27 protein-coding genes, 1 pseudogene and 1 riboswitch are annotated in these 24099 nt (G+C 36.5%); of the genes and pseudogenes, 4 read left to right on the top strand and 24 right to left on the bottom strand.

Going from position 1 to position 24099, the window contains the following annotated elements; translation table 11 throughout:
- Positions 1-120: 120 nt before the first annotated feature.
- From ACN0NP_RS02675 to ACN0NP_RS02685, 3 genes are all read right to left on the bottom strand, one after another.
- On the bottom strand, positions 121-678 hold the full coding sequence (locus ACN0NP_RS02675; protein WP_423217668.1) for an ECF transporter S component: 558 nt from the start codon (positions 676-678) through the stop codon (positions 121-123).
- Between the two features lie 87 nt (positions 679-765).
- A riboswitch (FMN riboswitch) is annotated at positions 766-940 on the bottom strand.
- 117 nt (positions 941-1057) lie between these two features.
- A complete protein-coding gene (locus tag ACN0NP_RS02680; RefSeq protein WP_021142977.1) occupies positions 1058-1603 on the bottom strand; it encodes a tRNA (cytidine(34)-2'-O)-methyltransferase in 546 nt (181 codons plus the stop codon).
- Positions 1604-1895: 292 nt separating this feature from the next.
- Entirely contained in the window at positions 1896-3743 is a 1848-nt protein-coding gene (locus ACN0NP_RS02685) for an APC family permease (RefSeq protein ID WP_024343646.1), read from the bottom strand.
- A 203-nt stretch (positions 3744-3946) separates the two neighbouring features.
- On the opposite strand from ACN0NP_RS02685, the gene trkA reads away from it, so the two are divergent.
- Together trkA and ACN0NP_RS02695 are read left to right on the top strand one after the other, a co-directional pair.
- Complete coding sequence (gene trkA, locus ACN0NP_RS02690; RefSeq protein WP_021142979.1) at positions 3947-5296, top strand: Trk system potassium transporter TrkA; 1350 nt, start codon at positions 3947-3949, stop codon at positions 5294-5296.
- A 3-nt stretch (positions 5297-5299) separates the two neighbouring features.
- Positions 5300-6739, top strand: coding sequence for a TrkH family potassium uptake protein (locus ACN0NP_RS02695; RefSeq protein WP_021142980.1), 1440 nt, complete (start codon positions 5300-5302; stop codon positions 6737-6739).
- Positions 6740-6759: 20 nt separating this feature from the next.
- On the opposite strand, the gene yidD is transcribed toward ACN0NP_RS02695, so the two are convergent.
- The 18 genes and pseudogenes from yidD to ACN0NP_RS02785 all read right to left on the bottom strand — a co-directional run bounded on the left by yidD (position 6760) and on the right by ACN0NP_RS02785 (position 19781).
- Positions 6760-7020, bottom strand: coding sequence for a membrane protein insertion efficiency factor YidD (yidD, locus tag ACN0NP_RS02700; RefSeq protein WP_024343645.1), 261 nt, complete (start codon positions 7018-7020; stop codon positions 6760-6762).
- Positions 7020-7745 (bottom strand): pseudouridine synthase, encoded by a 726-nt coding sequence (locus ACN0NP_RS02705; RefSeq protein ID WP_045798527.1) that lies wholly within the window; start codon positions 7743-7745, stop codon positions 7020-7022. Before ACN0NP_RS02705 ends, yidD begins: the two co-directional genes overlap by 1 nt.
- Positions 7746-7775: 30 nt before the next feature.
- Positions 7776-8372 carry an SMC-Scp complex subunit ScpB gene (gene scpB, locus ACN0NP_RS02710; RefSeq protein WP_074629288.1) on the bottom strand — a complete coding sequence of 199 codons (597 nt, stop codon included), beginning with the start codon at positions 8370-8372 and terminating at the stop codon, positions 7776-7778.
- A gap of 48 nt (positions 8373-8420) precedes the next feature.
- Positions 8421-9125, bottom strand: coding sequence for a segregation/condensation protein A (locus ACN0NP_RS02715; RefSeq protein WP_021142985.1), 705 nt, complete (start codon positions 9123-9125; stop codon positions 8421-8423).
- Complete coding sequence (xerD, locus tag ACN0NP_RS02720) at positions 9125-9865, bottom strand: site-specific tyrosine recombinase XerD (protein ID WP_274657125.1); 741 nt, start codon at positions 9863-9865, stop codon at positions 9125-9127. Before xerD ends, ACN0NP_RS02715 begins: the two co-directional genes overlap by 1 nt.
- Positions 9858-10325, bottom strand: a complete 468-nt coding sequence (gene cbpB / locus ACN0NP_RS02725; protein WP_021142987.1) for a cyclic-di-AMP-binding protein CbpB — start codon at positions 10323-10325, stop codon at positions 9858-9860. The genes xerD and cbpB overlap by 8 nt, the downstream gene beginning before the upstream one ends.
- Positions 10322-10843: a metallophosphoesterase gene (locus tag ACN0NP_RS02730; protein ID WP_033153195.1), complete on the bottom strand. Its 522-nt coding sequence runs from the start codon at positions 10841-10843 to the stop codon at positions 10322-10324. Before ACN0NP_RS02730 ends, cbpB begins: the two co-directional genes overlap by 4 nt.
- Positions 10825-11841 carry a nucleoside-triphosphate diphosphatase gene (locus tag ACN0NP_RS02735; protein WP_045798525.1) on the bottom strand — a complete coding sequence of 339 codons (1017 nt, stop codon included), beginning with the start codon at positions 11839-11841 and terminating at the stop codon, positions 10825-10827. The genes ACN0NP_RS02730 and ACN0NP_RS02735 overlap by 19 nt, the downstream gene beginning before the upstream one ends.
- A gap of 17 nt (positions 11842-11858) precedes the next feature.
- Positions 11859-12668: a glutamate racemase gene (gene racE, locus ACN0NP_RS02740; RefSeq protein WP_027968415.1), complete on the bottom strand. Its 810-nt coding sequence runs from the start codon at positions 12666-12668 to the stop codon at positions 11859-11861.
- A 189-nt stretch (positions 12669-12857) separates the two neighbouring features.
- A complete protein-coding gene (locus tag ACN0NP_RS02745; protein ID WP_006532899.1) occupies positions 12858-13100 on the bottom strand; it encodes a YneF family protein in 243 nt (80 codons plus the stop codon).
- A 114-nt stretch (positions 13101-13214) separates the two neighbouring features.
- Positions 13215-13511 (bottom strand): DUF4176 domain-containing protein, encoded by a 297-nt coding sequence (locus ACN0NP_RS02750; protein ID WP_074450743.1) that lies wholly within the window; start codon positions 13509-13511, stop codon positions 13215-13217.
- Between the two features lie 16 nt (positions 13512-13527).
- Positions 13528-14163 carry a hypothetical protein gene (locus tag ACN0NP_RS02755; protein WP_074626262.1) on the bottom strand — a complete coding sequence of 212 codons (636 nt, stop codon included), beginning with the start codon at positions 14161-14163 and terminating at the stop codon, positions 13528-13530.
- A gap of 3 nt (positions 14164-14166) precedes the next feature.
- Entirely contained in the window at positions 14167-14811 is a 645-nt protein-coding gene (locus ACN0NP_RS02760; protein ID WP_423217514.1) for a DUF443 family protein, read from the bottom strand.
- A 14-nt stretch (positions 14812-14825) separates the two neighbouring features.
- A pseudogene (locus tag ACN0NP_RS02765) lies at positions 14826-16076 on the bottom strand (T7SS effector LXG polymorphic toxin); the annotation flags it as partial.
- A gap of 276 nt (positions 16077-16352) precedes the next feature.
- Positions 16353-17597, bottom strand: coding sequence for a diaminopimelate decarboxylase (locus tag ACN0NP_RS02770; RefSeq protein WP_423217515.1), 1245 nt, complete (start codon positions 17595-17597; stop codon positions 16353-16355).
- 117 nt (positions 17598-17714) lie between these two features.
- Positions 17715-18407, bottom strand: coding sequence for a Bax inhibitor-1/YccA family protein (locus tag ACN0NP_RS02775; RefSeq protein ID WP_423217516.1), 693 nt, complete (start codon positions 18405-18407; stop codon positions 17715-17717).
- Between the two features lie 28 nt (positions 18408-18435).
- Positions 18436-18939 carry an HD domain-containing protein gene (locus tag ACN0NP_RS02780; protein WP_021142994.1) on the bottom strand — a complete coding sequence of 168 codons (504 nt, stop codon included), beginning with the start codon at positions 18937-18939 and terminating at the stop codon, positions 18436-18438.
- Positions 18940-19040: 101 nt separating this feature from the next.
- The gene (locus ACN0NP_RS02785; protein WP_024343635.1) at positions 19041-19781 is read right to left on the bottom strand and encodes a TrmH family RNA methyltransferase; all 741 of its coding nucleotides are present in this window, start codon (positions 19779-19781) and stop codon (positions 19041-19043) included.
- A 42-nt stretch (positions 19782-19823) separates the two neighbouring features.
- Here ACN0NP_RS02785 and ACN0NP_RS02790 point away from each other — a divergent pair, with 42 nt between their 5' ends.
- On the top strand, positions 19824-20102 hold the full coding sequence (locus ACN0NP_RS02790; protein WP_004233026.1) for an acylphosphatase: 279 nt from the start codon (positions 19824-19826) through the stop codon (positions 20100-20102).
- Between the two features lie 80 nt (positions 20103-20182).
- Entirely contained in the window at positions 20183-21100 is a 918-nt protein-coding gene (gene yidC, locus ACN0NP_RS02795) for a membrane protein insertase YidC (protein ID WP_021142996.1), read from the top strand.
- A 91-nt stretch (positions 21101-21191) separates the two neighbouring features.
- Here the strand turns inward: yidC and greA are convergent, their stop codons facing one another.
- From greA to ACN0NP_RS02810, 3 genes are all read right to left on the bottom strand, one after another.
- Positions 21192-21674, bottom strand: a complete 483-nt coding sequence (greA, locus tag ACN0NP_RS02800) for a transcription elongation factor GreA (protein ID WP_024343634.1) — start codon at positions 21672-21674, stop codon at positions 21192-21194.
- An 83-nt stretch (positions 21675-21757) separates the two neighbouring features.
- The gene (gene mltG / locus ACN0NP_RS02805; RefSeq protein ID WP_027968411.1) at positions 21758-23452 is read right to left on the bottom strand and encodes an endolytic transglycosylase MltG; all 1695 of its coding nucleotides are present in this window, start codon (positions 23450-23452) and stop codon (positions 21758-21760) included.
- A 106-nt stretch (positions 23453-23558) separates the two neighbouring features.
- A complete protein-coding gene (locus ACN0NP_RS02810; protein WP_423217517.1) occupies positions 23559-24050 on the bottom strand; it encodes a GNAT family N-acetyltransferase in 492 nt (163 codons plus the stop codon).
- Positions 24051-24099: the final 49 nt, after the last annotated feature.

The following is a 24099-nucleotide window of genomic DNA, read 5'->3' on the forward strand; positions in this document are numbered from 1 at the left end:
CTTTCAAAAAATTATCCACACCTTATTATACCTTAGTTAAATTTTTTATCCCAGCCATATCCTTCAAAATCTGTGGCAATTCTGTGGCAGCAAAAAAAGCTAGGAAAATTCCTAACTTTTCTATCTATTTTTTAAAATTGGTTTTAAGCAGCTCCACAAAATGAAGAAAGCAACTGAAAAAATAATGCCTTCAATCAAGTTAAATGGGACAACCATTGCAAATAAATAATTTCCCAAACCTAAAATGGTTGAAATGTCAAAATTAGCAAATTTTGCATAAAGCGGCACAGCGTAAACATAGTTCAAAACTAACATTGCAAGCGTCAATCCGACTGTCCCGACAACCGAAGCCAAAACGTAATTTTTTAAACTTGGTTTACGTTTCCAGATAAAAGCAATCGCTAGTAGGAAAACACCTAAGGCTACCACATTCATCGGCATGCCAATTAAAGTCGTTACGCCACCGTTATTTAACATAAGTTTTAATAATGTACGCAAAATCAAAATACCAAGTGCGCTCTGCAAATCAATCATGACAAGCCCAATCAGAACTGGCAAGATTGAAAAATCAAATTGCAAGAAGCTAGCTGATGGAATCAATGGAAATTGCAAATACATCAGCAAAAACGAAAGCGTCGACAAGATAGCAATGTGAGCTATTTTGCGCGTATTAGTCATAGTTTCAGGCATAAAAAAGTTCCTCCAATTTTCTCAAATTGAAAGAAGGCGTTCGAGTATATGAGTTCACTAAAAGTAATCACAACTCTTGGTCTTCTCCCATCCAGACTATACTGTCGGTTCTGGAATCTCACCAGATCAACTGCAAAGCAGCTCGCGGACTTTTAAATTGCTCTCGTTCTCTTACCAAACTAAGCTTTTTTGTAAGAGGACGAGAGGCAACACCGCCGGTCGGGAATCTCACCCTGCCCTGAAGACATTCTTAGAATATCAAAAAAAGTTTAGCACTGCAACGATTTCATCTCAAAAAGCTTGATTTTATGCCAATTCTCCCCTCATTTTGGGCTTTTATACGCCAAAAGCAGTCCCTTGGACTGCTTTATTTTAGTTTATCGTGTTCGTAAGTATGGCTTAGTTCCAAATTTGGGAATGCTTGCTGACGAAGCGCTTCGTAAACAATCATACAAACGGTATTTGATAAGTTTAAACTACGAACGTGTTCATCATTCATCGGAATGCGAAGGGCTTTTTCTGGATTTTCACGCATGAATGCTTCAGGTAGTCCTTTATCCTCACGTCCAAAAAGGAAATAATGGTGTTTACCATCGTTGTAATTTTCATCTGAGTAAACTTTTTCTGCAAACTTACTAATCAAGTGAACTTGACCGTCACATTTTTCCATAAACTCTTCAATGCTATCATAAAACGTCACGTCAAGTTTATCCCAATAATCTAGACCTGCACGCTTCATTTTGCGGTCATCGATTGGAAATCCCATCGGACGAATAATGTGTAACGGTGTATTTGTCGCTGCACAAGTTCTAGCAATATTTCCTGTATTTTGTGGAATTTGTGGTTGAAAAAGAACAACATGATTGACAGCTTTTGTAGCTTCTTCTTGGTAATCGAGTTCTTCGATATTCATAACTCTTCCCTTTCCATTTTTTGACATAAAAATAAACCACACTGCCCGGAGTCAAGCTCAGCAAACAGCGTGGTTGGCGGCGATTCATTAACTTAAATCATAACAGGCTTGATTTAAACTAACGAATTCTTATTGATTATTATAACACTTTAACATGCAAAGTCAACGTATTTGACGTGAATTTGTCAGGTTTTTTAAGGCTTTTTTCAAGTTTTTTTGAAACAATTTCTTTGTAAGCCTTTTCTTTTACAACATTCAAAAAAGCCCTGAAAATCAAGGCTTTAAAAATCTATTATTTTTTCAAATGGTAAGAGTAAGTTGCAATAATAATATCTTCGTTCCAACGTAGACGTGCGCGAAGGCGTAAGCTCATTTGATTGTGAAGAGCATTTTGCCAACTGTGTTTAGGAATGAATTTCGGAATAATAACCGTCATAGTGTGATTATTTTTCTTAGCTTCATGATTCATCTTTTGCACGAACATCATAGTTGGTTTGACGATGTCACGATAGTTTGACTCGACATTCACAAAAGTAACATCTGGGAAATAATGTTTGAACTCTCGCTCAACTTCCAAATCTTTCTCACGTGTTTCTAGTGTTGAAACGTGCATAGCAACAACTGTTTGACCAATGCTCTTAGCGTAATTGATAGCACGAATACTTGCTTGAGTCAAATTACCAACCAAAATCAAAACCGTATTACCATCGTAATGAATATTTTTAACATCATCTGTCAAACGAAGCTGCATGGCAACGTTGTTATAATGATTTTTGATTGAGTGGAAAAGAAACATTAAAACAAGGATAATTGGGAAGAATGGCCAAATTTCACCGATTCTAAAGACTAACAAAATCAAAATAATAAGATAACAAATAATAGCTCCTAAAATGTTAGCAATAGAATGTTTGAGGTAACCTTGTCCAAATTGACGTTTCCAGTGAATAACCATCCCTGTCTGTGATAGCGCAAATGGAATGAACACACCAATCGTATAAAGCGGGATAAGGCGTTCTGTTGACCCATTGAAAATGCAAAGCAAAGCAATGGCACCAACAGCTAATGTGATAATACCATTTGAATAACCTAGTCGTGCTCCTTTTTCCATGAAAAGGTGTGGCATGTATTTATTTTTAGCCATGTTAAAGGACAACATTGGAAAGGCTGAAAAACCTGTATTGGCAGCAACTGCCAAGATTAAAGCTGTTGATAGTTGGAAAATGTAGAAAAGTGTGTTTCCAATTGGTGAATTGCCAAAAATACGTTGTGCGATTTGAGCAAGAACTGTTACGTGTTCAGACGGCAAAATACCTAACCAGTAGTTCAAGAAAGTGATACCCGCAAACATTATTCCCAAAATAAGTGACATAATGGCAAGTGTACCAGCTGCATTCTTTTCTTTAGGTTTCTTGAAAAATGGCACCGCATTTGAAATAGCTTCAACCCCAGTCAATGACGCTGAACCACTTGTAAATGCTCGCAGCAAAAGAATCAATGAAACTCCTGGCACAACTTTACCAACATGTGCAGTCGCTGTGTAAGCTAGGTGCCCTGTCAAAATCTGAAAAGCACCATAAGCAATCAAGAACAGGATACTTACAATGAACAGATAAACTGGAATCATCAAGGACTTAGCTGATTCACGCAAACCACGCAAATTCATAAACATCAAAATCAAAACCAGCACAATTGAAATCTCTAAATTAAAGTGTTTAATTGCTGGAAAAGCTGATGTAATAGCATCCGCACCAGATGATACTGAAACTGCTACCGTCAACATGTAATCAACCAACAAGCTACCACCGGCAATTAATCCCATACTTGGCGATAAATTTTCAGTAGAAACCATGTAGGCACCGCCACCTTTAGGGTAAGCGTGAATAACTTGTTGATAAGAAATTGTCAAACTTGCTAACAGTACCAAAACTAAAAGTCCGATAGGAAGTGACCACCAAATCGCTGCTGCTGAAATAGTTGTCAAAACCAGAATAACTTGCTCTGGACCGTAAGCAATTGAGGAAAGGGCATCGCTGGATAGCATAGCAAGAGCCTGAGATTTAGATAACAAATGATCCTCATTTGCCTCGCCAGCTGATTCCAGGGGATTTCCAATAAAAACATTTCGTAACTTTTCAAGCATTGAAATTTCTCCCTAAAATTAGATAACGACTCATTATAGTTCTCTCATTTGCATTTCGCAAGCATTTTCCTAATTTGTAACCTAATTTTAACAATCAATGTCAGCTTTGATATAATAGGCAAAATCCTTTATTATCAGTTGATACGGCTAGTATTTTTAAGAAAAATAGAGTAATATATATACGTTACATTTTGGAGGTTAAAATGAAAATAATTGTTGTCGGCGGAGGTAAGGTTGGTACCGCACTTTGTCGCTCACTTGTTGAAGAAAAACATGACGTTATCTTAATCGAAGAAAAAGAAGCTGTTTTAAAAAATATTACTAAACGCCATGATATCATGGGGATTGTCGGTAATGGAGCTAATTTCAAAATTCTTGAGCAAGCAGATGTTGCTAATTGTGATATCTTTATTGCACTGACTGACAAAGACGAAGTCAATATGATTTCAGCCGTTCTAGCTAAACAAATGGGAGCTAAAGAAACGGTCGTTCGTGTTCGTAACCCAGAATACTCTAACTCTTATTTTAAGGACAAAAATTTCCTTGGATTTTCTTTGGTTGTCAACCCAGAGTTGCTTACAGCGCGTTATATCGCCAACTCAGTTGATTTTCCAAACGCTCTTTCTGTTGAACACTTTGTCAATGGTCGCGTGATGCTGATGGAATTTATGATTTCTGACGGCAGTAAGCTTTGCCACATGAGTCTTAGCCAATTCCGTAAAAAATTTGGAAATCTTGTTATCTGTGCGATTGAACGCCGTGGCAAACTAATCATTCCAGATGGCGATGCCACTTTGCAAACAGGCGATAAAATCTTTGTCACAGGAAATCGAATCGATATGATTCTCTTCCACAATTCTATGAAACCAAAATACATCAAAAATATGATGATTATTGGTGCTGGACGTATCGCTTACTATCTGCTCAATATTCTTAAAAATACCAAAATTAATCTTAAGATTATTGAAAATAATCCAGAACAAGCAGAAATGTTCAGTCAAGAATTTCCTAATGTCCACGTGGTACAAGGAGATGGTACAGCTAAGAGTGTACTTTTGGAAGAATGTGTTGAAAACTTTGATGCAGTAGCTACTTTGACTGGTGTGGATGAAGAAAACATCATCACATCAATGTTCCTTGAAACGCTTGGTGTTCCCAAAAATATCACTAAAGTTAACCGCACAAGTTTGCTTGAAATTATCGACCCAAGTCAATTCTCAAGTATCATCACACCAAAAAGTATTGCCGTTGATAGCATGATGCACTTCATTCGTGGTCGTGTAAATGCCCAAGACTCAAACCTTGATGCCATGCACCACGTCGCAAATGGTCGTATCGAAACGCTGCAATTTGAAATTCGTGAAAATAACAAAATGGCAGGTAAGAGCTTATCTTCTCTTAAATTTAAAGAAAATATTCTTATCGCTGCCATCATCCGTAACGGTAGAACCATTTATCCAACTGGTGAGGATGTCTTTGAAGTCGGTGATAAGATTGTCGTTGTGACTTTCTTAAAAAACATCACGCGCATCTACGATTTGTTAGCGAGGTAAGTTATGAATAAAAGTATGGTTCGTTACCTCCTTTCAAAACTACTCTTGATTGAAGCATCGTTGATGTTGGTTCCTGTGATTGTCGCTTTTATCTACAAAGAAGATTTTCACGTCATTATCAGTCTCGGAGCAACAATCGGTATTCTTGTTATTTTAGGACTTCTTGGCGCTGCCTTCAAACCTAAAAATTATCATGTCTACACAAAAGAAGGTCTCTTAATTGTTGCACTCTGTTGGATACTCTGGTCATTCTTTGGTGCTTTGCCATTTGTTTTATCTGGACAAATTCCAAGTATCATCGACGCTTTCTTTGAAATGGTATCTGGATTTACTACAACTGGGGCAACGATTCTGCCTGATGTTGCTGTGCTTTCACACTCACTTCTTTTCTGGCGAAGTTTTGCCCACCTTATCGGTGGTATGGGAGTATTGGTCTTTGCGCTAGCCATCATGGAAAACAGTAAAAACAGCCACTTAGAGGTTATGCGAGCTGAAGTTCCTGGACCAGTTTTTGGTAAGGTGGTTTCAAAATTAAAAGAAACTGCTCAGATTCTCTATATTATCTATCTAAGCATGTTTGCCATTCTTATGGTCATCTTGATGCTAGCTGGCATGCCTGCATTTGATAGTGTCATTACAGCAATGGGTTGTGCTGGTACAGGTGGTTTTGGTGTTTATAATGACTCAATTGCTCACTACAACAGCTCGCTCATTACAAACATCGTCTCAATTGCAGTTCTTCTGTTTGGGATTAACTTTAACTTGTACTACTTCTTGCTCCTTCGTAAATTTAAAGCATTCTTTAAAGATGAAGAATTAAGAACTTACATCGGAATTGTCATTGCGGCAACTGCTTTGATTTGGCTAAATGTCAGTGGACTTTATCCAAGTGCTGGAAAAGCATTTGAAAATACATTATTTGAAGTAGCAAACGTCATCACTACAACAGGATTTGGTGTGACAGACTTAACTGTCTGGCCACTATTTTCTCAAGTGATTCTGCTATTTCTCATGTTTATCGGGGGATCAGCAGGTTCAACCGCAGGTGGTATCAAGGTAATGCGTGCGCTTATCCTAGCAAAGATTTCAAAAAATCAAATTCTTTCAACGCTTTACCCAAATCGTATTATGACCATTCATATTAACGAACAACCACTTGATAAAGAAACTCAGCACGGGGTTCTTAAGTATCTAGCAATCTATGTTTTCTTACTTTTAGGATTGACTTTGTTGCTATCACTTGATAATAATAACTTCTTAGTTGCCATCAGTGCAGCTTCTTCTACCTTTAACAACATAGGACCAATGCTTGGAACTGGCGATACCTTTGCCATCTTCAGTCCATTTTCAAAAGTTCTCATGTCATTTGCCATGATTGCTGGACGCTTGGAAATTTATCCAATGTTATTGCTATTCATTCCAAAAACTTGGTCAAAATATTAACATACAAAAAGAGGAAAGCTTTAGCTCTCCTCTTTTTTCTTACGAAAATCTTTATTGCGTCGAAGTGTAAAATAATCAGGCACCGGATCATCACCACCTTCAACCAAAGGATGACAGCGTAAAATCCTTGCTATCCCCATAAGAACACCTTTTATACCGTGCTTTTCAATAGCCTCAATCATGTAATTTGAACACGTTGGATGATAACGACACGACGGTGGCGTCATTGGTGAAATACGTTTTTGATACCATCTTACAAGCGCAATAAGAATTTTCTTCATCATTTTTGTTTGTTCACAGCCAAGTTATGCAATTGGCTGATTTCTTTTTTACTCAGACGACGTGATTCACCTGGACGTAGTCCTGATAAGTCTAATGTTCCGAAGTTTGTACGAGACAATTTGTCAACCAAAAGTCCAACTGACTCAAACATTTTCTTAACTTGGTGATTGCGTCCTTCATGGATAGTTAACTCAACAACTGAACGATTCTTTTCAGGGTCAACTTTGATAATGTTGTAACGTGCAGGTTTTGTCTTCTTGCCGTCAATTACAACACCACGTGTTAATGGACGAAGATTTTCTTTTGTTGCAATTCCTTTAACACGAGCTAGATAGACTTTGTCGATTTCATTACGTGGGTGAATCATTTCATCTGTGAAATCACCGTCGTTTGTCAAAATCAAAAGTCCTGTTGTATCCCAGTCCAAACGTCCTACAGGATAAATACGTTCAGTAACATTTGGCAGTAAGTCAACAACTGTCTTACGTCCTTTATCATCTGACACACTTGAAATCACCCCACGAGGTTTATTAAGAAGGTAATAAACTTTTTCTTCGTTATAAATCGGTGTTCCCTCAACTTCAACAATATCACCAGATTTAACAGTTGTAGCAAGTTCTGTAACTACCTTACCGTTGATAGTGACTAAGCCTTTTTTAATCAACTCTTCTGCTTTTCGGCGACTGGCAATCCCTGCATGGGCAATGTATTTATTAATTCTCATTTTCTTTCCTTTAACTGCTTTTTAGCTATTTTACACCATTTCGTCATTTTTAGCGAGTTCTGTTGCTTCTTCAGAAAAATCAGCTTGATCAAAAAGTGTCATTTCTTCATCAACCAATTCAATATTTGAAACATCAATAAGCTCACTCAAATCATTAATTCCCATGAAATCAAGGAAATAATCTGTCGTAGCATAAAGATTTGGTCGACCAATAACCTCTTTTTTACCAGCTTCACGAATCAATCCCAAAGCCATCAACTTACTGATAGCGCTACTTGAATTAACCCCACGGATATCATCAACTTCAATACGCGTGATAGGTTGTTTGTAAGCAATGATTGATAACACTTCTAAACTCGCACGTGACAAGCTTTGATTGACAGGAGCCTTGGCAAAATCGCGCAACAAATCCGCAAAAATCTCTTTGGTCACAATTTTGTAGCAACCCGCTGTCTCAATCAGACAAAGACTTGATGTTTCATCTGATTCGTATTTTTTAGCTAGCTTTTCTAATTGTTGCTGGAGTGCTGTCGGCGTTAAATTAACCATACTAGCCAAATGTCTTAAGCTCAAGCCTTCCTCACCTGCAACAAAAAGAAGTGCTTCAATCTGAGCTAAATAGTTCATATAAGTTCCTTTCCTAAATGTCATTAGCTAAGCGCTGCAAGTGATTCTCTAGCTAACACTTCGCAAAACAATATCCCCAAAATTCTCTTCTTGTTCAACCTCAACTTCATGTACCTTAATCAATTCCAAAGTTGCTAAGAACATGGTAATCATCTCTGGAAGTGATTGACATTCTTTAAATACACGGTTCAAAACAAGCTTTTTAGACTGAGATAAACGCTCTGTAATGACCGTCATCATATCTTCAATGCGATAATCATCACGTTCAACAACCGTATGACTATTTTTTAGTTCTCTTTGTTTTTCAGCCATGACGTGTGAAAACGATAAGAACAAGTCCATGATTGTTTTATCATGAGCAAGCACCGCATCTTCAAAGATTAATTCTTGTTTTGGTTTTGAATAAAACTTAGCACGCTCATCGTGTTGAGCTGACATTTCTTCACTAATTGCCTTAAATCGACGATATTCTTCGATTTGAGTCAATAATTCTTGTTCAGGGTCATTTTCTTCAGGCTCTGCTTCAACAATCTTTGGCAACAACTTACGACTTTTTATCAACATGAGCTGACTTGCCATAACCATATATTCACCAGCTACTTCAAGTTTCATAGCCTGCAAAGTTGAAATATAAGCCAAATACTGCTCAATGACTTCCACAATCGGAACATCGTAAATATCCATTTGATATTTAGACACCAAGTGTAAAAGCAGATCCAGAGGCCCTTCAAAATCTTTTAATTTAATATCCATTAGTTATAAAATTTCTCTAAAGTCACTGGACTTTTAAGTCCTAAATTGCGACTAACTTCTAATAATGATTTTCCTGCTGCCTTTTGATGCAAGACATATTGATGGCGCATATCCTGCGCAGACAATTTTTCCAAACCTAATGAAGCCAAAAATGCTTTTAGCTGATTGAAAAACCACTGTCTTGAATAAGGTTTACCTTGCTTATCAAAAAGATAAATCTGATTTTCTGAAATCATAGCAGCAATGTACTCTAACAAGTTCTTAGGAATTTCAAGTACTCTGACCAAACCAGCCTTTTGCACACGTAAAACTGCAAATGTCATATCAACATCTGCAACCTTTAACTGTTGAATATCATTTGACGATAGACCAAGTTCAATCATCAAAAGAGCAATTAACTGCCCTGTTGTATAAGGACTTTCTTGATAAAAAACAGAGTAGTCAAGCAAGTCTTCCTCAACAGGTTTTACAGACAATTTCTCTTTATTGCGTAATTTGTAAAAATGATCCAAACGTTCAGTCTCGTACAAATAATATAAAAACTGATTTACCGCTGAAATTTTTCGTTTCTTAGCAGAAGTTTTTAAGACCTCCAGCGATTGTTCATAAAGCGCTAGCTTTTCCTTGCTAACCTTGCCATCAACTGTTTCAACAAATTGCTGCAAATCATAAAAATAAGCGTTTTTGGAATTCTCAGAAAGAGACTTACTATCAATAAATTCTTGGATAAAATCAATCATCTTTTGGAGTAATCGTATAAAAATCAGTGAAATCGTGTAAAAGACTATTAACAGCTTTTAAAATCGATTTTCGAGTAATAATGCCTAAGAAATGACCATCTTTATCTAAAACTGGTAAAAATGGGTAATCAACCAAAAGGTGCATAACATCTGTGAGACTTGAAGTGTCACTAATTGTTGCCAATTTAGTATTGACCATTTTACCGATATCAGTTTGTGCCAATTCCCAATCTGTTAATTGATTCTCAGATTGATAAGACATGATATCAGCGATGCTAATAGTTCCCACGTACTTTTTATCTTTAGTGATAACAGGTACACGTGAGTAACCGTTGTTAACTAGCAACAACATCGCATGATTTGGACTATGCGTATCAATAAAAATCGCTAACTCTTCTGCTGGAATCAAAAAATTATCCAAATGGCTAAGAAGAAAAGCTTCAAATTCTTTTGCTATCATCTATCAAATTCCTTTGAGAGTGCTGGGTAGAGTTTATGAGCTCGCGTATAAAAGTCAACCTTGATACTGTCATCTGTGATAGTCACTTTAGCATAAAGTTTTTCATTTACTTCGCCACGTGGTTGAAGAACACTACCAGGATTAATAAAAACAGTTTTACCATTTCGCCAAGCTGCTGCTCGGTGTAAGTGACCATAAAGACAGATATCTGCATCCTGCTCCTGAGCAAATAAATCTAATCTATCCCATGTAAAATTAATATTATAAAGATGTCCGTGTGTTTGAGCAATGACAACATCATCAAGATAAGTTGTCAATCGATCAGGATACCCACTATCGTAATCACAATTGCCACGCACAACTTTGATACCATCCCAAATCGGATCTGAACTAGGTAACTCAGAATCACCATTGTGAAAAATAGCATCAACGTCACCTTGATAACGTTGCTTGATATCATTAATAATCTCACGATCTCCGTGAGAATCACTCATTACAATTATTGTTCTGCTTTCCATACTGGGAATGCCTCCATTAATTTCTTAACAGCCAACCCGCGATGTGAGATTTCATTTTTTTCATCTGCTGTCAATTCAGCAGCGTGACGACCTGTTTCACCAACTAAAAATAGTGGGTCATAACCAAAACCATTGTCACCTTTTGCTTCCATAGCAATGTAACCTGGCCAGTCAGCTTCGACAACCAAACTTTCTTTATCTGGCGCAGCCACTACAAGAGTTGTGTGGAATTGAGCTGAACGATCTTTCATATCAAATACCATTGCCAACTCATGAAGTAACTTAGCATTGTTTGATTCGTCTGTTGCATCTGGACCTGAAAAACGTGCAGACCAAACACCTGGAAGACCACCGAGAACATCAACTTTCAAGCCAGAATCATCAGCTAAAACCATTTTACCTGTTAATTTTGAAATAGTTTCAGCTTTCAAACGAGCATTTTCTTCAAATGTCATACCAGTTTCTTCAACTTCTGGCAATTCTGGGTGATTATTCAAATTTTCAACTTTAATACCAAGTTGGTCAAACATTTTGCGGAATTCTTTTGTTTTTCCTTCGTTACGTGTAGCAATTAAAATCGTATCACCAAAGGCATTGTCAGATGATTTTCCGAAAAATGCTGTCGCATTAACGCCATCTTCTGGCAAATGTACAAAAAGCAACTGCTCACCTTCAGTAACCACAACTGCGCCTGCACGTTGTTGCACTTCAAGTTTACGGTCAGTCTCTTCGTTAATCATGCCAACAACAAAACGAATTAACTGAAAATCAGACGATTTTTTAACAACCGTAACATTGTAGCCGTTAAAATCATCTTTATGGCAGTCACCATGGCAATTGCCACAGCATTTTTTGGCAACCAATTTTGCAACTTTTTGACTCAATTCAAAAAGCGCATCGTCACTAACATTTCCAAGTCCTGAAATGGCATTGAAGCCACCCCACTCGCCAAGGAACCAATTTTCTTTATCTTTATACTCGTAAATTTTACCAGTCATTTATTACCATCTCATTTCTATTTGCTCAAGTTTTCCAAATCAACATGTTGCACATCAATGTCAGTTTTTAGCCAATTAACAGCAATTTCTTTAAAACTTTGACTGCTTGCTGTGGTGTAAAAATGATGATTTGTCACATCTTCTGTACGATTGTGATTAATTTCAAAGTAATTTAACAACACTGATACATCGCGAATACATTCGGCACCACTATCGATTAATTTGACATCTGGTCCCATCACATTTTGAATGATTGGTCGAAGCAATGGATAGTGCGTACAACCAAGTACCAATGTATCGACTTTACCAACAAGCGGTGCTAAACTTTCGTAAACAACTTTTTTTGCAACACTTGAAGTCATTTCGTTTGATTCAACAATTGGAACGAACTTAGGACAAGCTAGTCCACTAACTTCCATTTTCGGTGACAAAGATTTAATCTTTTCAGGATAAACTTCTGAATTGATTGTCATTGGTGTTCCAATGACACCAATCTTGCCATTACGTGTTGATTTTATGGCAGCACTAGAACCTGGTAGAATTACACCGAGAACTGGAATATCAAGCTTTTCTTTGACTTCTTTCCAGGCAACTGCTGTCGCTGTATTACAAGCAAAGACAATCATCTTAACATTTTTTGTCAACAAGAAATTAACAAGTTCCCAAGTGTATTCTCTGATTTGTTCAGCAGGTCTAGGACCATACGGAGCTCGTGCAGAGTCTCCAATATATACAATTTCTTCGTGTGGCAGCTGACGCATCAATTCACGTACAACTGTTAACCCACCAACTCCAGAATCTAAAAAACCAATCGGTCTATTATCCAAATTTTATATCTTCTTTCTAAACAAGGACTTATAACAAACAAAAACTCAGTTGGTGAGCCAACTGAGTCATTCATTTCTGAGCTCTGTGCTCGAAAAAAATAGTTAAAGACTGACTTTTTTCTAACTTCAAAAAATCTTACCATATAAAAGTCACAAGCCTTTAGCGCTTTTCAAACCAAAGCAAAAAGATTATTTTTTAGCTTTTGCTGCAGCTGCTTTAGATTGTTTGATGATGTTACGGTAAGTTTGTTGAATTTTAGCTTCACTAGGTTTTTGACCCATTTGGCTCATCATTTCACGGATCGCATCAGGCGTCAAACGTGGGTGTTCACCGATTTCCTTTTCAAACTGTTTACGCGCAATAAAAACGCCACCAACAAGGCCACCAAATAAAGCAACCAAAACTAACAAAATCCAAAGAAATGTTGTCATGAATATATATCTCCTAAGTTTTTTACACCATTCATTATAGCAGAAATGGTATGAGTTTACAAATTCTTGAAAGCTTTTTCTTAAGCATAAAAACAATAAAATTGGGAGACCATTTCAATTATTTGTATTTCCTTTTTTAAAATTATTCTCAGACAACCACTTTTTATACAGCTCAGCAAATCTCATTTCTTCATCGTCACTGTAGCCGTTAAAAACAACTCGGTCGATATCTTCCTGATTAAAATAAAAAATTTGTTCAGGATTTAATCCCATTGGATAAATCGCTGATGAATAATCAAATAGAACATCTTCTCCATTTTGCTTAATTGTTACACCACGATTTAAAATCATCAATTTCTGACTACCATCTTTTAAATACACAATACTCCCAATTGGTAATATATTTAACATAAAACTCCCCCATTTATTAAATTTCTTCGATTTTTTCAAAATCAAGATGATTTAAATTGTAATTTACCCCAATTGGCAAAATTCGATACGAAAAAGTAAATATAGCAAATGAAAACAAACCACTTAGAATTAGAAGTGTTATTTCATCATAAAAAAGATAAAATCCCAAGCAAAAGAGCGTAAACATTACAAATATCGGGCCTAAGCCATAAACACGTTGATTATCTGTTTTTAGCACCAATTTCATGCATTTCCTGTTTACTAATTTCTTTTTCACTCTTTTGTCCTCATACTTAAAAACACCTAGGTAAATGAAATATCCAATAGTTAATGATAAAATGAACAACAATACTTTTTGAAAGAGATTATCTACAATTCCAGTTGCCTTCAAATTATTTTCTAAAAAGTTATACAATATTTTTAAAAATGGCTGTACCATCAAAACAACCGCCGTTGTTCCCAATTGTGATTTTTTAAGATTAAACAAATTGTCTTTATCATCACTTTCAAATAAAATTGCTTCAACATTCTGTGCTTTATGTCCCCAAAAATATAATTTTGAACTCATACTCACATTATCTAAAATATATTTTTTTCCATTTGCTCTCACAACATGGTAACTTCCTGAAACTTGTGTTATTTTAAACTCCATTAACTAAATTTCCTTCAACAATCGAACTTTGTATTCAGCTCCTTCGTTAAATGATCCAAATGCTAAAAGTAAAACAATAAATATTATAATTCCTGATCCTATCATAAAGAAATAATTTCCATATTTCAATTCAATCCAAACTGAAACGGCAGCTATAAAATAAAACATTAAGTATAAAAACATTAATTTTGTAATTTTCTTGTATCCATCAAGTCTAATCTTTACTTTTTGTTTTTCCATAAAAATCTGTGGGTAATTTTCACTCACTTTGTTAAATTCCCTTTTGCTCCATAAATTAATCAGCAAAATATCTGCAAGGACAATAAATAATAATATTAATAAATTAATACTAAACCCAAAATCTACCTCCAATAGATAGATAATTTTTTTAAAAATTGAACTAAGAAAAATAATTAAAGAGGTAATAAAAGTTATGCTGATAGTTTCGCTCTTATTTTCTTGATTTAGTGTCCTCAAATTCTGATAAGTTTCTTTAGAAATTTCGTAACAATTCTGTGTAAAAATCCAACTCATGGGCAAAAAAATAAAGCAAAGTAAATTAACAGGATATCTATCGAATAAAAAGAACTTATCTTTATAATTAAAAACTAAATAACGAAAGTTTACTTGACTAAACTTTACTCTCACAATGTACTCCTATATTATTTTAAATCAGCAAGAGAACCTTGAAAACAATTTCCAACATTATCAATTGTATTTCCAAATTGATCAACTTTATTTTTTACATTTTTATTATTTTCATAAAGATACTCAAAACCTACACTAGCAATAGTTCCAACCGCAATTCCAGCAGCTGCAACCCCAACGGCTGCCCAACCAACTGGATTTGAAACTAAAAATGTTGTAAGCGCCGCAGTAGTTACCGAACCAGCCCCCCAACCAATCCCCGTTGAAATAGCATTGTGAGAGATAGCTTGTCCAACCGAGCTACCATCATTTTCAATGTCATCGTACATTCCTAAAACAAATCCTGCCCCCATAAAAGCTTTACCTATATAGTTCCCTGTACTCGCAATTTTCTTACCATGGGAAACCATTGAAACTCCAGCACCATTCAAATTCACTAACACAAACGAGTTATTTTTAGCAGGACCTTTGATACCTTCAGACACCGTAACAATTCCACCAATTCTTTGGTATCCCAATCCAAGTTGCTCTACAGAAGTTGAAAAAATATCGTTACTTAAATCATTAACTATGCTATCTCTGTTATTATTAACAAAGTTAGTCAAATCAATTGAATCACTGTAAGATATATTTTTCATCACAACATTTTCCATCATATACCCACTATACTTGGAATCATACAAATTTTTAGCGAGTTCATTTTTGAGATGGTCTTTCCTAGCTTTGCCGTTAACGACTGATTTAACTTCTTTAACTTCCGTTTTGAAGTCTGTCTTCTTGTAAAAATCTTTAGCTTTTTTGCTTGTATATGAGCTACTGCCTAGGTCTGACAAACTACTGATTTGCGTGTTCTGTTCGTCTAAAACATCGCCTACTTCGCTTGTAAAGACAGTATTATTAAAAATCCCCATGTCCTTGATGGTGTTGGTTAGGACTTTTTTAGCACCTTTGAATTCTGAGACGGCATCGTCTGTTGTCACTTTAGTCAGCGTGACAATGTCTGCGACTTCATCAATTGCCTTGTTAATCGCGTCGGAGCCTGTCTTTAATTGCTCTAGCGGCGAGTCGAACTTGTCTACCATTTGTTGTAAGACATCCGTATCAATAATGGCAGAGTCGCTATTTTCACTCACAATACTCTTAAAAGTGCTGATAAGGTTATCATAACCTTGTGAGATGACATCCAAACTGTTCACATAGTTAGTTAACAAAGGCACTTGGTAATTATTAATTTTATTATCAATCGCATCTTTAACATCACCTTTTAGCGCCTCTGAATTGGCTGCGCTTTTTAGTTTTTTCTTGGCACTTGATAGTTGACTCTTTGTTTAGCTGATAGAGCTTTTGAGGCTATCACGCTGCTCTATGACCTCGCTCATCTTAATCTTCATAAATCTCTCCCAAGTAATCGTTTTTCTAAGTATTATAGCATAAAATAAGTAGACTTTCAGATATTCTCAGATATAAAACTTTAACTAAAAAACACCCGCTTTATGTCAATCTATATTTTGATTGCACAAGCGAGTGCTTTATGATGTTATTTAGTTATCAAAATCAAATCCTTTAATGGTTGCAAAATAATCCTCTGGTGTCTCTGCACGACGAATTAATCTTGCACTGCCATCTTCTTGGTAAAGAATCTCAGCTGAACGAAGACGACCATTGTACTGATAGCCCATTGAAAAACCGTGAGCACCTGTATCATGAATGACAAGCGTATCACCCACACGCGCCTGTGGTAGTTCACGCTGCTTAGCAAATTTATCGTTGTTTTCACAAAGCGAGCCAACAACATCAACCACTTCGAGTTCACCATTAGGATTTGTCATGTTAGTAATGTGATGATAAGCGTCATACATCGCTGGACGCATCAAATTCACTGCTGATGCATCTACTCCAATATAAGTGCGATAAGTTTCTTTACGATGACGAACTTTTGTCACAAGAAGACCATGCGGAGCCAACATAAAGCGACCAAGTTCGGTAAAGATTTTGACATTGCCTAAACCAGCTGGCACCAGAACCTCATCAAAAACACGATGAACACCTTCGCCAATCACGGCAATATCATTTGCTTTTTGCTCAGGACGATAATTCACCCCAACACCACCAGAAAGGTTAATAAAGCTAACTGACACACCCGTTTTTTCTTTGACTTCTACTGCCAATTCAAATAACTGACGAGCAAGTTCAGGATAATAATCATTTGTTACGGTATTTGACGCAAGAAATGAATGGATTCCAAAGTATTTCACACCTTCTGCTTTCAAATCTTTAAATCCTTGAATCAATTGAGCCTTTGTCATCCCAAATTTTGACTCTTCAGGATTATCCATAATATCAGTTCCAAGTGAGAAAACACCACCTGGATTATAACGAAGAGAAACGGTCTCAGGAAGACCCGCAACCTCTTTTAAGAAAGCAATGTGCTCATAAGCATCAAGATTAATCGTCGCACCGATTTTTTTTGCATACTGGAACTCACGCGCAGGCGTATCATTTGATGAAAACATGATATCAGTAAAACCAAGTTTGTGACTCATCAACAGCTCTACTTCTGTCGCACAATCCACACCACAGTTTTCCTCTTGAAGAATCTTCAAAATTGCAGGAGTCGGCGTAGCCTTAACAGCAAAATATTCCTTGAACCCCTTGTTCCAAGAAAATGCCTTATTTAAGGCGCGAGCTTTTCCACGAATACCTTTTTCATCATAAAGATGAAAAGGCGTTGGAAATTCAGTCGTAATTTTTTCGAGCTCTTTGGCTGAAATAAATGGTGTCTTCATAGCTAACTCCTTGAATTTTCAAAATATTAGGATTATTATAACACAAAGATAATATTTCACCAATATGCTTTTGCAAAAAGTACAAAAAACTAGCATAGCAATCGCTACGCTAGTCTTTTAGTCATCACTTCCAAATAAACGAAGTAAATTCAAGAATAAGTTGATAAAGTCAAGGTATAAACTCAAAGCCATTGAGATTGTCCAGCCATCACCAACATTTCCACCTGTATGTTGATAAACATGCTTAATCATCTGGTTATCATAAGCAATCAAACCAGAAAAGATTAAAACAGATATAATGCTAATCACAAAGCTCATCATGCCCGAACCAATAAACATGTTAACAAAACTTGCAATAATAATACCAATCAAAGCAGCTATAGCCGCTTTTGCAAAACCAGACAAGTCTTTTTTAATAACAAACCCAAGCACTGACATGACTCCAAAAACTAGAGCTGATGAAACAAAAGCTTGTAAAACTGTCGTTTGTGTATATGCCACAATGACAAAACTAAGCGTAAAGCCATTCAGAGCTGAGTAAAATAAAAACAAAGGCAAAGCTGATGGCGTGTTTTTACGAGCTGCATTGCTAGCTAAGAAAACTAAAGCAAGCTCTAAGAAAATAGCTCCATAATAAACAAATGGTTGATTAGTAATGATGTTAATCATGTTGTCAGTAAACACATAAAGCATCAAAAATGATACAAAGGCTGACAAGCCAATTCCCATACCAACTAAACCATAGATTTTTGCAAAAAATCGATTAAGACCACTATCGGTCTGCGTATAAATCACATCATTTTGATTCACAAAAAAATCCTCCTACATAACAATTCTATTAACGATGGTTACTTGGTAAAACCTTACGACTATAACGTCTTTTCTTACCAAAACGTTGACGAAGTGGTGTCATAGCTTCTTTAATAGCCCAATATTTATCCACCATCGTCACAATGTAACCTTCTTTATAACGTGGAGGGGCAATCGTTGCTCCCCACATATGTTTTAAAATAATGTCTTCTTCTCGTTTATTCAAGTTTGTTAATTTTCTAGCATTACGAACGGCAATTCTTGGATGAACCCAAGCATGTCCCTTGTTAAACTTGGTTTCACGCCAATCGTAATAGAAAAAATCGTGCAAAAGACCACCACGCGCTGTAGATTTTTCATCCCAGCCCAATTTTTTGGCAATCTTATAACTCGTATAAGCAACGTTAATCGAATGCTCCATACGGGTCGAGTAGTGATGCTGCGTTATATTATCTAACTTTTGAAAACGGGGGTGTTCAATCAAATGACCAACAAGTTCCATAAACTCTTTGTCTTTTTTATATGCTCCCATATACAGATCACCTTCTTTCATTTCACCCTAATTATAGCATAAGAGCTTAAATTAGACTGAAAAATTGAACTGGAAAATATCAAAAAAGAAAGCGCTAAACATTAAATTAAACTGAACAAAACAATTCCTGTCGCAACAGCAACATTAAGGCTCTCAGCCTGCCCTGGCATAATAATGTGGGCAAGCACATCCGCTTGATTTGTCATTTTATCAGAAATGCCATTTCCTTCATTTCCCATAACGAGTGCAAAATTGCCATCATGTTTTACAGTTTTATAATCAACAGAGTCTTTTGAAAGAGTCGTTGCAATGAGCGGCACGCCAAGATTTTGCAAAGACTCACAAGCTTCATAGACATTTGTTCGCCAAACTGGCAAATGGAAATGACTGCCTTGCATAGAGCGAAGTGTTTTTTGATTATAAATATCAGCTGACTTATCTGAAATCAAGACACCATCCAAGCCCGCCGCATCGGCTGTACGAATCATCGTTCCAACATTTCCAGGATCTTGAACATCTTCTAAAACCAAGTAACGTCCAGCTTTTAAATTTGCTAACGGCAAAATCGGCATCGCTACTTCAGCGATAATACCTTGAGGCGTTTTAGAATCTGTTAACTCTTTTAAAACTTCTGGTGTCACAAAAGTCACATTTGACATGTGTTCAACACGGTCAGCAAAGTCTTCGAGAACAAAAATATTCAAAAATTCTGCATTAGCTTTTTCAGCTTCTTCAAAAAGATGCCAGCCTTCAATCAAATATGATTGCTCGCGATACTTTTTTTTCAACAATTTTTTAGTCTTTTTAATGAGATTATTTGATTTTGAGGTTATAATAGTCATAAGAAGATTATAGCACATAACACATAATAGGAGGAAATTGAGATGAAAAAAGTTCGTCTAATTGTCTCAGGCCGTGTTCAAGGCGTCGGTTTTCGGTACTCAACTTACGCACTCGCCCTTGAATTAGGGGATATATACGGTCGTGTTTGGAATAATGATGATGGCACCGTTGAAATCCTCGCCCAATCTGATGACTCTGCTAAATTAGCTAAATTTATCCAAGAAATCCGAAAAGGTCCTTCAAAATGGGCAAAAGTGACCTATGTCGACGTCAACATGGCAAACTTCGAAGATTATAAAGACTTCAGAATGGCCAATTAAAAATAAGACTGTAGACGTATTGAGAAAATACTGAAAAAACAGTAAAATAATAGGGTATTATAATAAAAGGAAAAAATCAATTGAAAAAGAAATTAAATCGCGTCCTCTTGTCAGGACTTAGCTTATCTTTATTGCTCTTACTAAGTGGTTGTGTTAGCCGAGATTCAAGCGGTAACCCAACAGGTACTATCTGGCATGTGCTTGGGGAACCAATGGCAAAACTCATCCAATACTTTGCTAACAACGTTGACCTTGGTTTTGGTCTAGCAATCATCTTGGTAACAATCATTGTTCGTTGTATTATTCTTCCGCTTGGTCTTTACCAATCTTGGAAAGCAAGCTACCAATCAGAAAAGATGGCTTACCTTAAACCAATCTTTGCACCAATCAACGAACGCATGCGAAATGCAAAAACTCAAGAAGAAAAATTAGCTGCTCAAACAGAATTGATGGCAGCACAAAAAGAAAATGGCATTAATATGCTTGGTGGTATGGGATGTCTTCCACTTCTTGTTCAAATGCCATTCTTCTCAGCTATGTACTTCGCAGCTCAATACACAAACGGTGTTGCTGAAAGTACATTCTTAGGTATTGACCTTGGGACTCGTAGCATGCTACTTACAGCTGTTATCGCAATCCTTTACTTCTTCCAATCATGGTTGTCAATGCAAGCTGTTGCTGAAGAACAACGTGCTGCCATGAAAGGCACAATGTATGTCATGCCACTTATGATGGTCTTCTTCGGTATGAGCATGCCAGCTAGTGTTCTTCTTTACTGGCTAGTCGGTGGTTTCTTCTCAATCATTCAACAATTGATTACAATGTTTATCATCAAACCAAAACTTCGTAAACAAATCGCTGAAGAGTTTGAAAAGAACCCTCCAAAAACTTACAAATCATCACAACGTAAAGACGTTACACCAGCTGCAAATACTGCTCAACTTAACAAACCTAAGAAGAGTAACCGCAACGCAGGAAAACAACGTCATCGTAAATAATTAATAAAAAACCTCCAGAAAATTTCTGGAGGTTTTTTATTGGTCCTATTTTAAAAAGTAAACAAAAAAGGCTTAATAGCCTTTTTTATCATTAAGCAGTTTTTTCAACGCTGATGATTTCAACATCGTAGTTTCCAGCAGGTGATTCAATTGTTACGATGTCACCTGTTTTCTTACCAATCAAAGCTTGAGCGATTGGGCTTTCGTTAGAAATACGTCCAGCAAAGATATCAGCACCAGCAGCACCAACGATGTGGTATACATCTTTATCAGTTGTACCAACTTCTTGAACAGTAACAGTTTTACCGATAGCTACTTCATCTTTAGCTACAGCATCGCTATCGATGATTTCAGCGTAACGGATTTTAGTTTCAATGATTTGGATTTGACCTTCAACGAATGCTTGTTCGTCTTTTGCTGCATCGTACTCAGAGTTTTCTGAAAGGTCACCGTATGAACGTGCAATTTTAATACGTTCAACAACTTCTGGACGACGAACTAATTTTAGTTCTTCTAATTCTTGTTCAAGTTGTTCTTTTTCAGCAAGGGTCATTGGATAAGTTTTTTCTGCCATTTTCAATCTCTTTTCTAAAAATTTATTTTTTGGATAATCTACAAATACAAACATGGTGTATTTGACACCATGTTTGTAACAAATTATTCATTTATTTGACTATTAACATATTTTTCAACATTAGCTTGATGGTCGTCAAAGTTTTCAGAGTAGTAAACTTTCCCTGTCTTCACATCAGCAACAAAATAATAATAATCTGTTGAAGCAGGGTTAACAGTTGCCTCGATAGCTGCTAAACTTGGGCTATCTACCGGACCAGGCATCAAACCAGTGTTAGTATAAACATTATACGGTGAATCAATCGATGTGTCAATACTTGCATCAGCTGCTAAGCTTGTCTCTTCACCAAGTTTACCCATCGCATATAAGATAGCAATGTTACTTTGCAAAGGCATGTTGTTATTCATGCGATTGTAGAAGACACTTGCAATATTACGACGGTCATCATCAGTTGAACCTTCTTTTTCAACCAATGAAGCAAGGGTTAAAACATCATTAACTGATTTTCCACTTGCAGCAATCGTATCATAATATTGTGACATGTAAGAATCCATTGTTGAAATCATTTCTTCAACGATATCTTCCATGCTTGTCTCTTTATAGTAGCTGTAAGTTGCTGGGAAGAGATAACCTTCTAAGCGATAGGTTACTTGATCAGCACTTGGCAAGCTTGATAACAATTTAGGATATTTCGCAGCCATTTTTGAAATGAAGGCTTCATCTTGAACAACTTTCAAGAAATCTTCAGAGCTATATGGCGTTGAAGCATTTTTCTTAGCAGAGTTTTTTGTTACTGCTTCAGAGATTTGTTTGATCGTGTAACCTTCTGTTACCAGAATCTTACCTAAAGAAGGTTTCTCAGGTTGAGGTGTTCCACCTTCTTTTAGGAGCTTACAAATCTCATCTAAATCCATGCTGGCTTGTAAATTATAGTATCCACTTTGAAAATTACTATAGTTTTTAAATTTTGTATAGTAATTAAAAACAGTCGCACTCTTAATCACACCAGCTTTTTCAAGGATTTGTCCAATATACTTGTTACCAGAACCTTCTGGAATATCTACAGTAATATACTCTGTTGATGAGCTATCAAGTGGTTTGATAGAACTATCGACATAGCGATAGGCAAAGAAACCCGTTGCTAGCAAAGCAATAATAATCGCCGTAATTAAACACAAAGCAATTTTTCCTGCTAGACTATTTGTCTTCTGACGTTTTTTTCTACGTTTTCCCACTTTATTCTCCAAGTCTGTCTCAGCTGCATCTGAGTGTCCAGATTCATGCTCCAAATGAAGGTCATCTTTTGATTCAGACTCGCCTGAAGTCTTAGGTTTATCAGAAATATCTGGATTTCCATCGGCCCCAACGCCATCAGTTGCTCTCACAAGATAGCTTTCAGATTTTCCTTCTGTCGCATCTGATTTCGTTCCATTAGGGTTAAAGGTCTGATCGATATTTCTCAATACATCCTTAATTTTTTGATTATCAACGGTTGGCTCAATCTGATTGTGAGCTAATGCCTCTTTAGCTTTTTCTTCAAGACGGCGTTTTTCTTCACGAATTCTAGCTTCCTCTCGCTCTCTGCGATCCTCAGCTTCGTACTCAGCCATTAACTGGGCTGTGCGACGTGCGAACTCTTCTGCCTCTTTTTCTTTTTGACGAAGCTCAATCTCATGTTGCTTACGCAAACGATTTGCCTCTTCAAGTTCAGCTAAGATTTGCTCCTTGAAACTTTTTTCTTTCTGAGTTTTTGGCTTATCGTCGTTTAATTCGGTCAAAGCTTATCCTCCTACTCTTAATCAATCGCCATTATATCTTAAAATATAGTGAAAATCAACTCGTAGCAGCCTTTGTTATCTATTCTTAATAATAACTTTTTAAGCACTAACCTATCATCGACGCTTCCCAAACCATGTTATACCAAACCGTCCCGCCATGTTGTGATTCAGACTCACCTTCATCTAAAAATCCGTTCATTTCATAATATGAAATGAGATTTTCTCGGCAAGTAAGACTGATTCCCAATCGCTTATGAGCAATTGTCAAATCTTTCATGGTTGCAAGCAAAGCTGTTCCTACTCCTTGGCCTTGAAAACGCGGAGATACAGAAAGACTTGTAACTGCAATAAAACCACCACTTACGGGATTTTTTTCAACCTGATGAAATAAATCATCTGTCAAATAACGCTGAGGCACAACAGGGCCTTCTATATAGCCAGCAACCGCTCCATCTATCTCAGCAACTAAAAAAGTATCAGGAATGGTTAAAATACGCTCTTTCATCGTCTCTAAACTTGCAGCCATATCTGAAAAATTTTCTTGTTCAATCTCCACAATAGCTTGCAAATCATCAAGACGTGCATTTCTTATCATCATGGGCTATCCCTCTTAAAAGAAAAAGAGCTTGCGCTCTCTTTCTGAAGAT

The sequence above is a fragment of the Streptococcus equinus genome (assembly GCF_049393805.1).
Classification (GTDB): Bacteria; Bacillota; Bacilli; order Lactobacillales; family Streptococcaceae; genus Streptococcus; species Streptococcus equinus.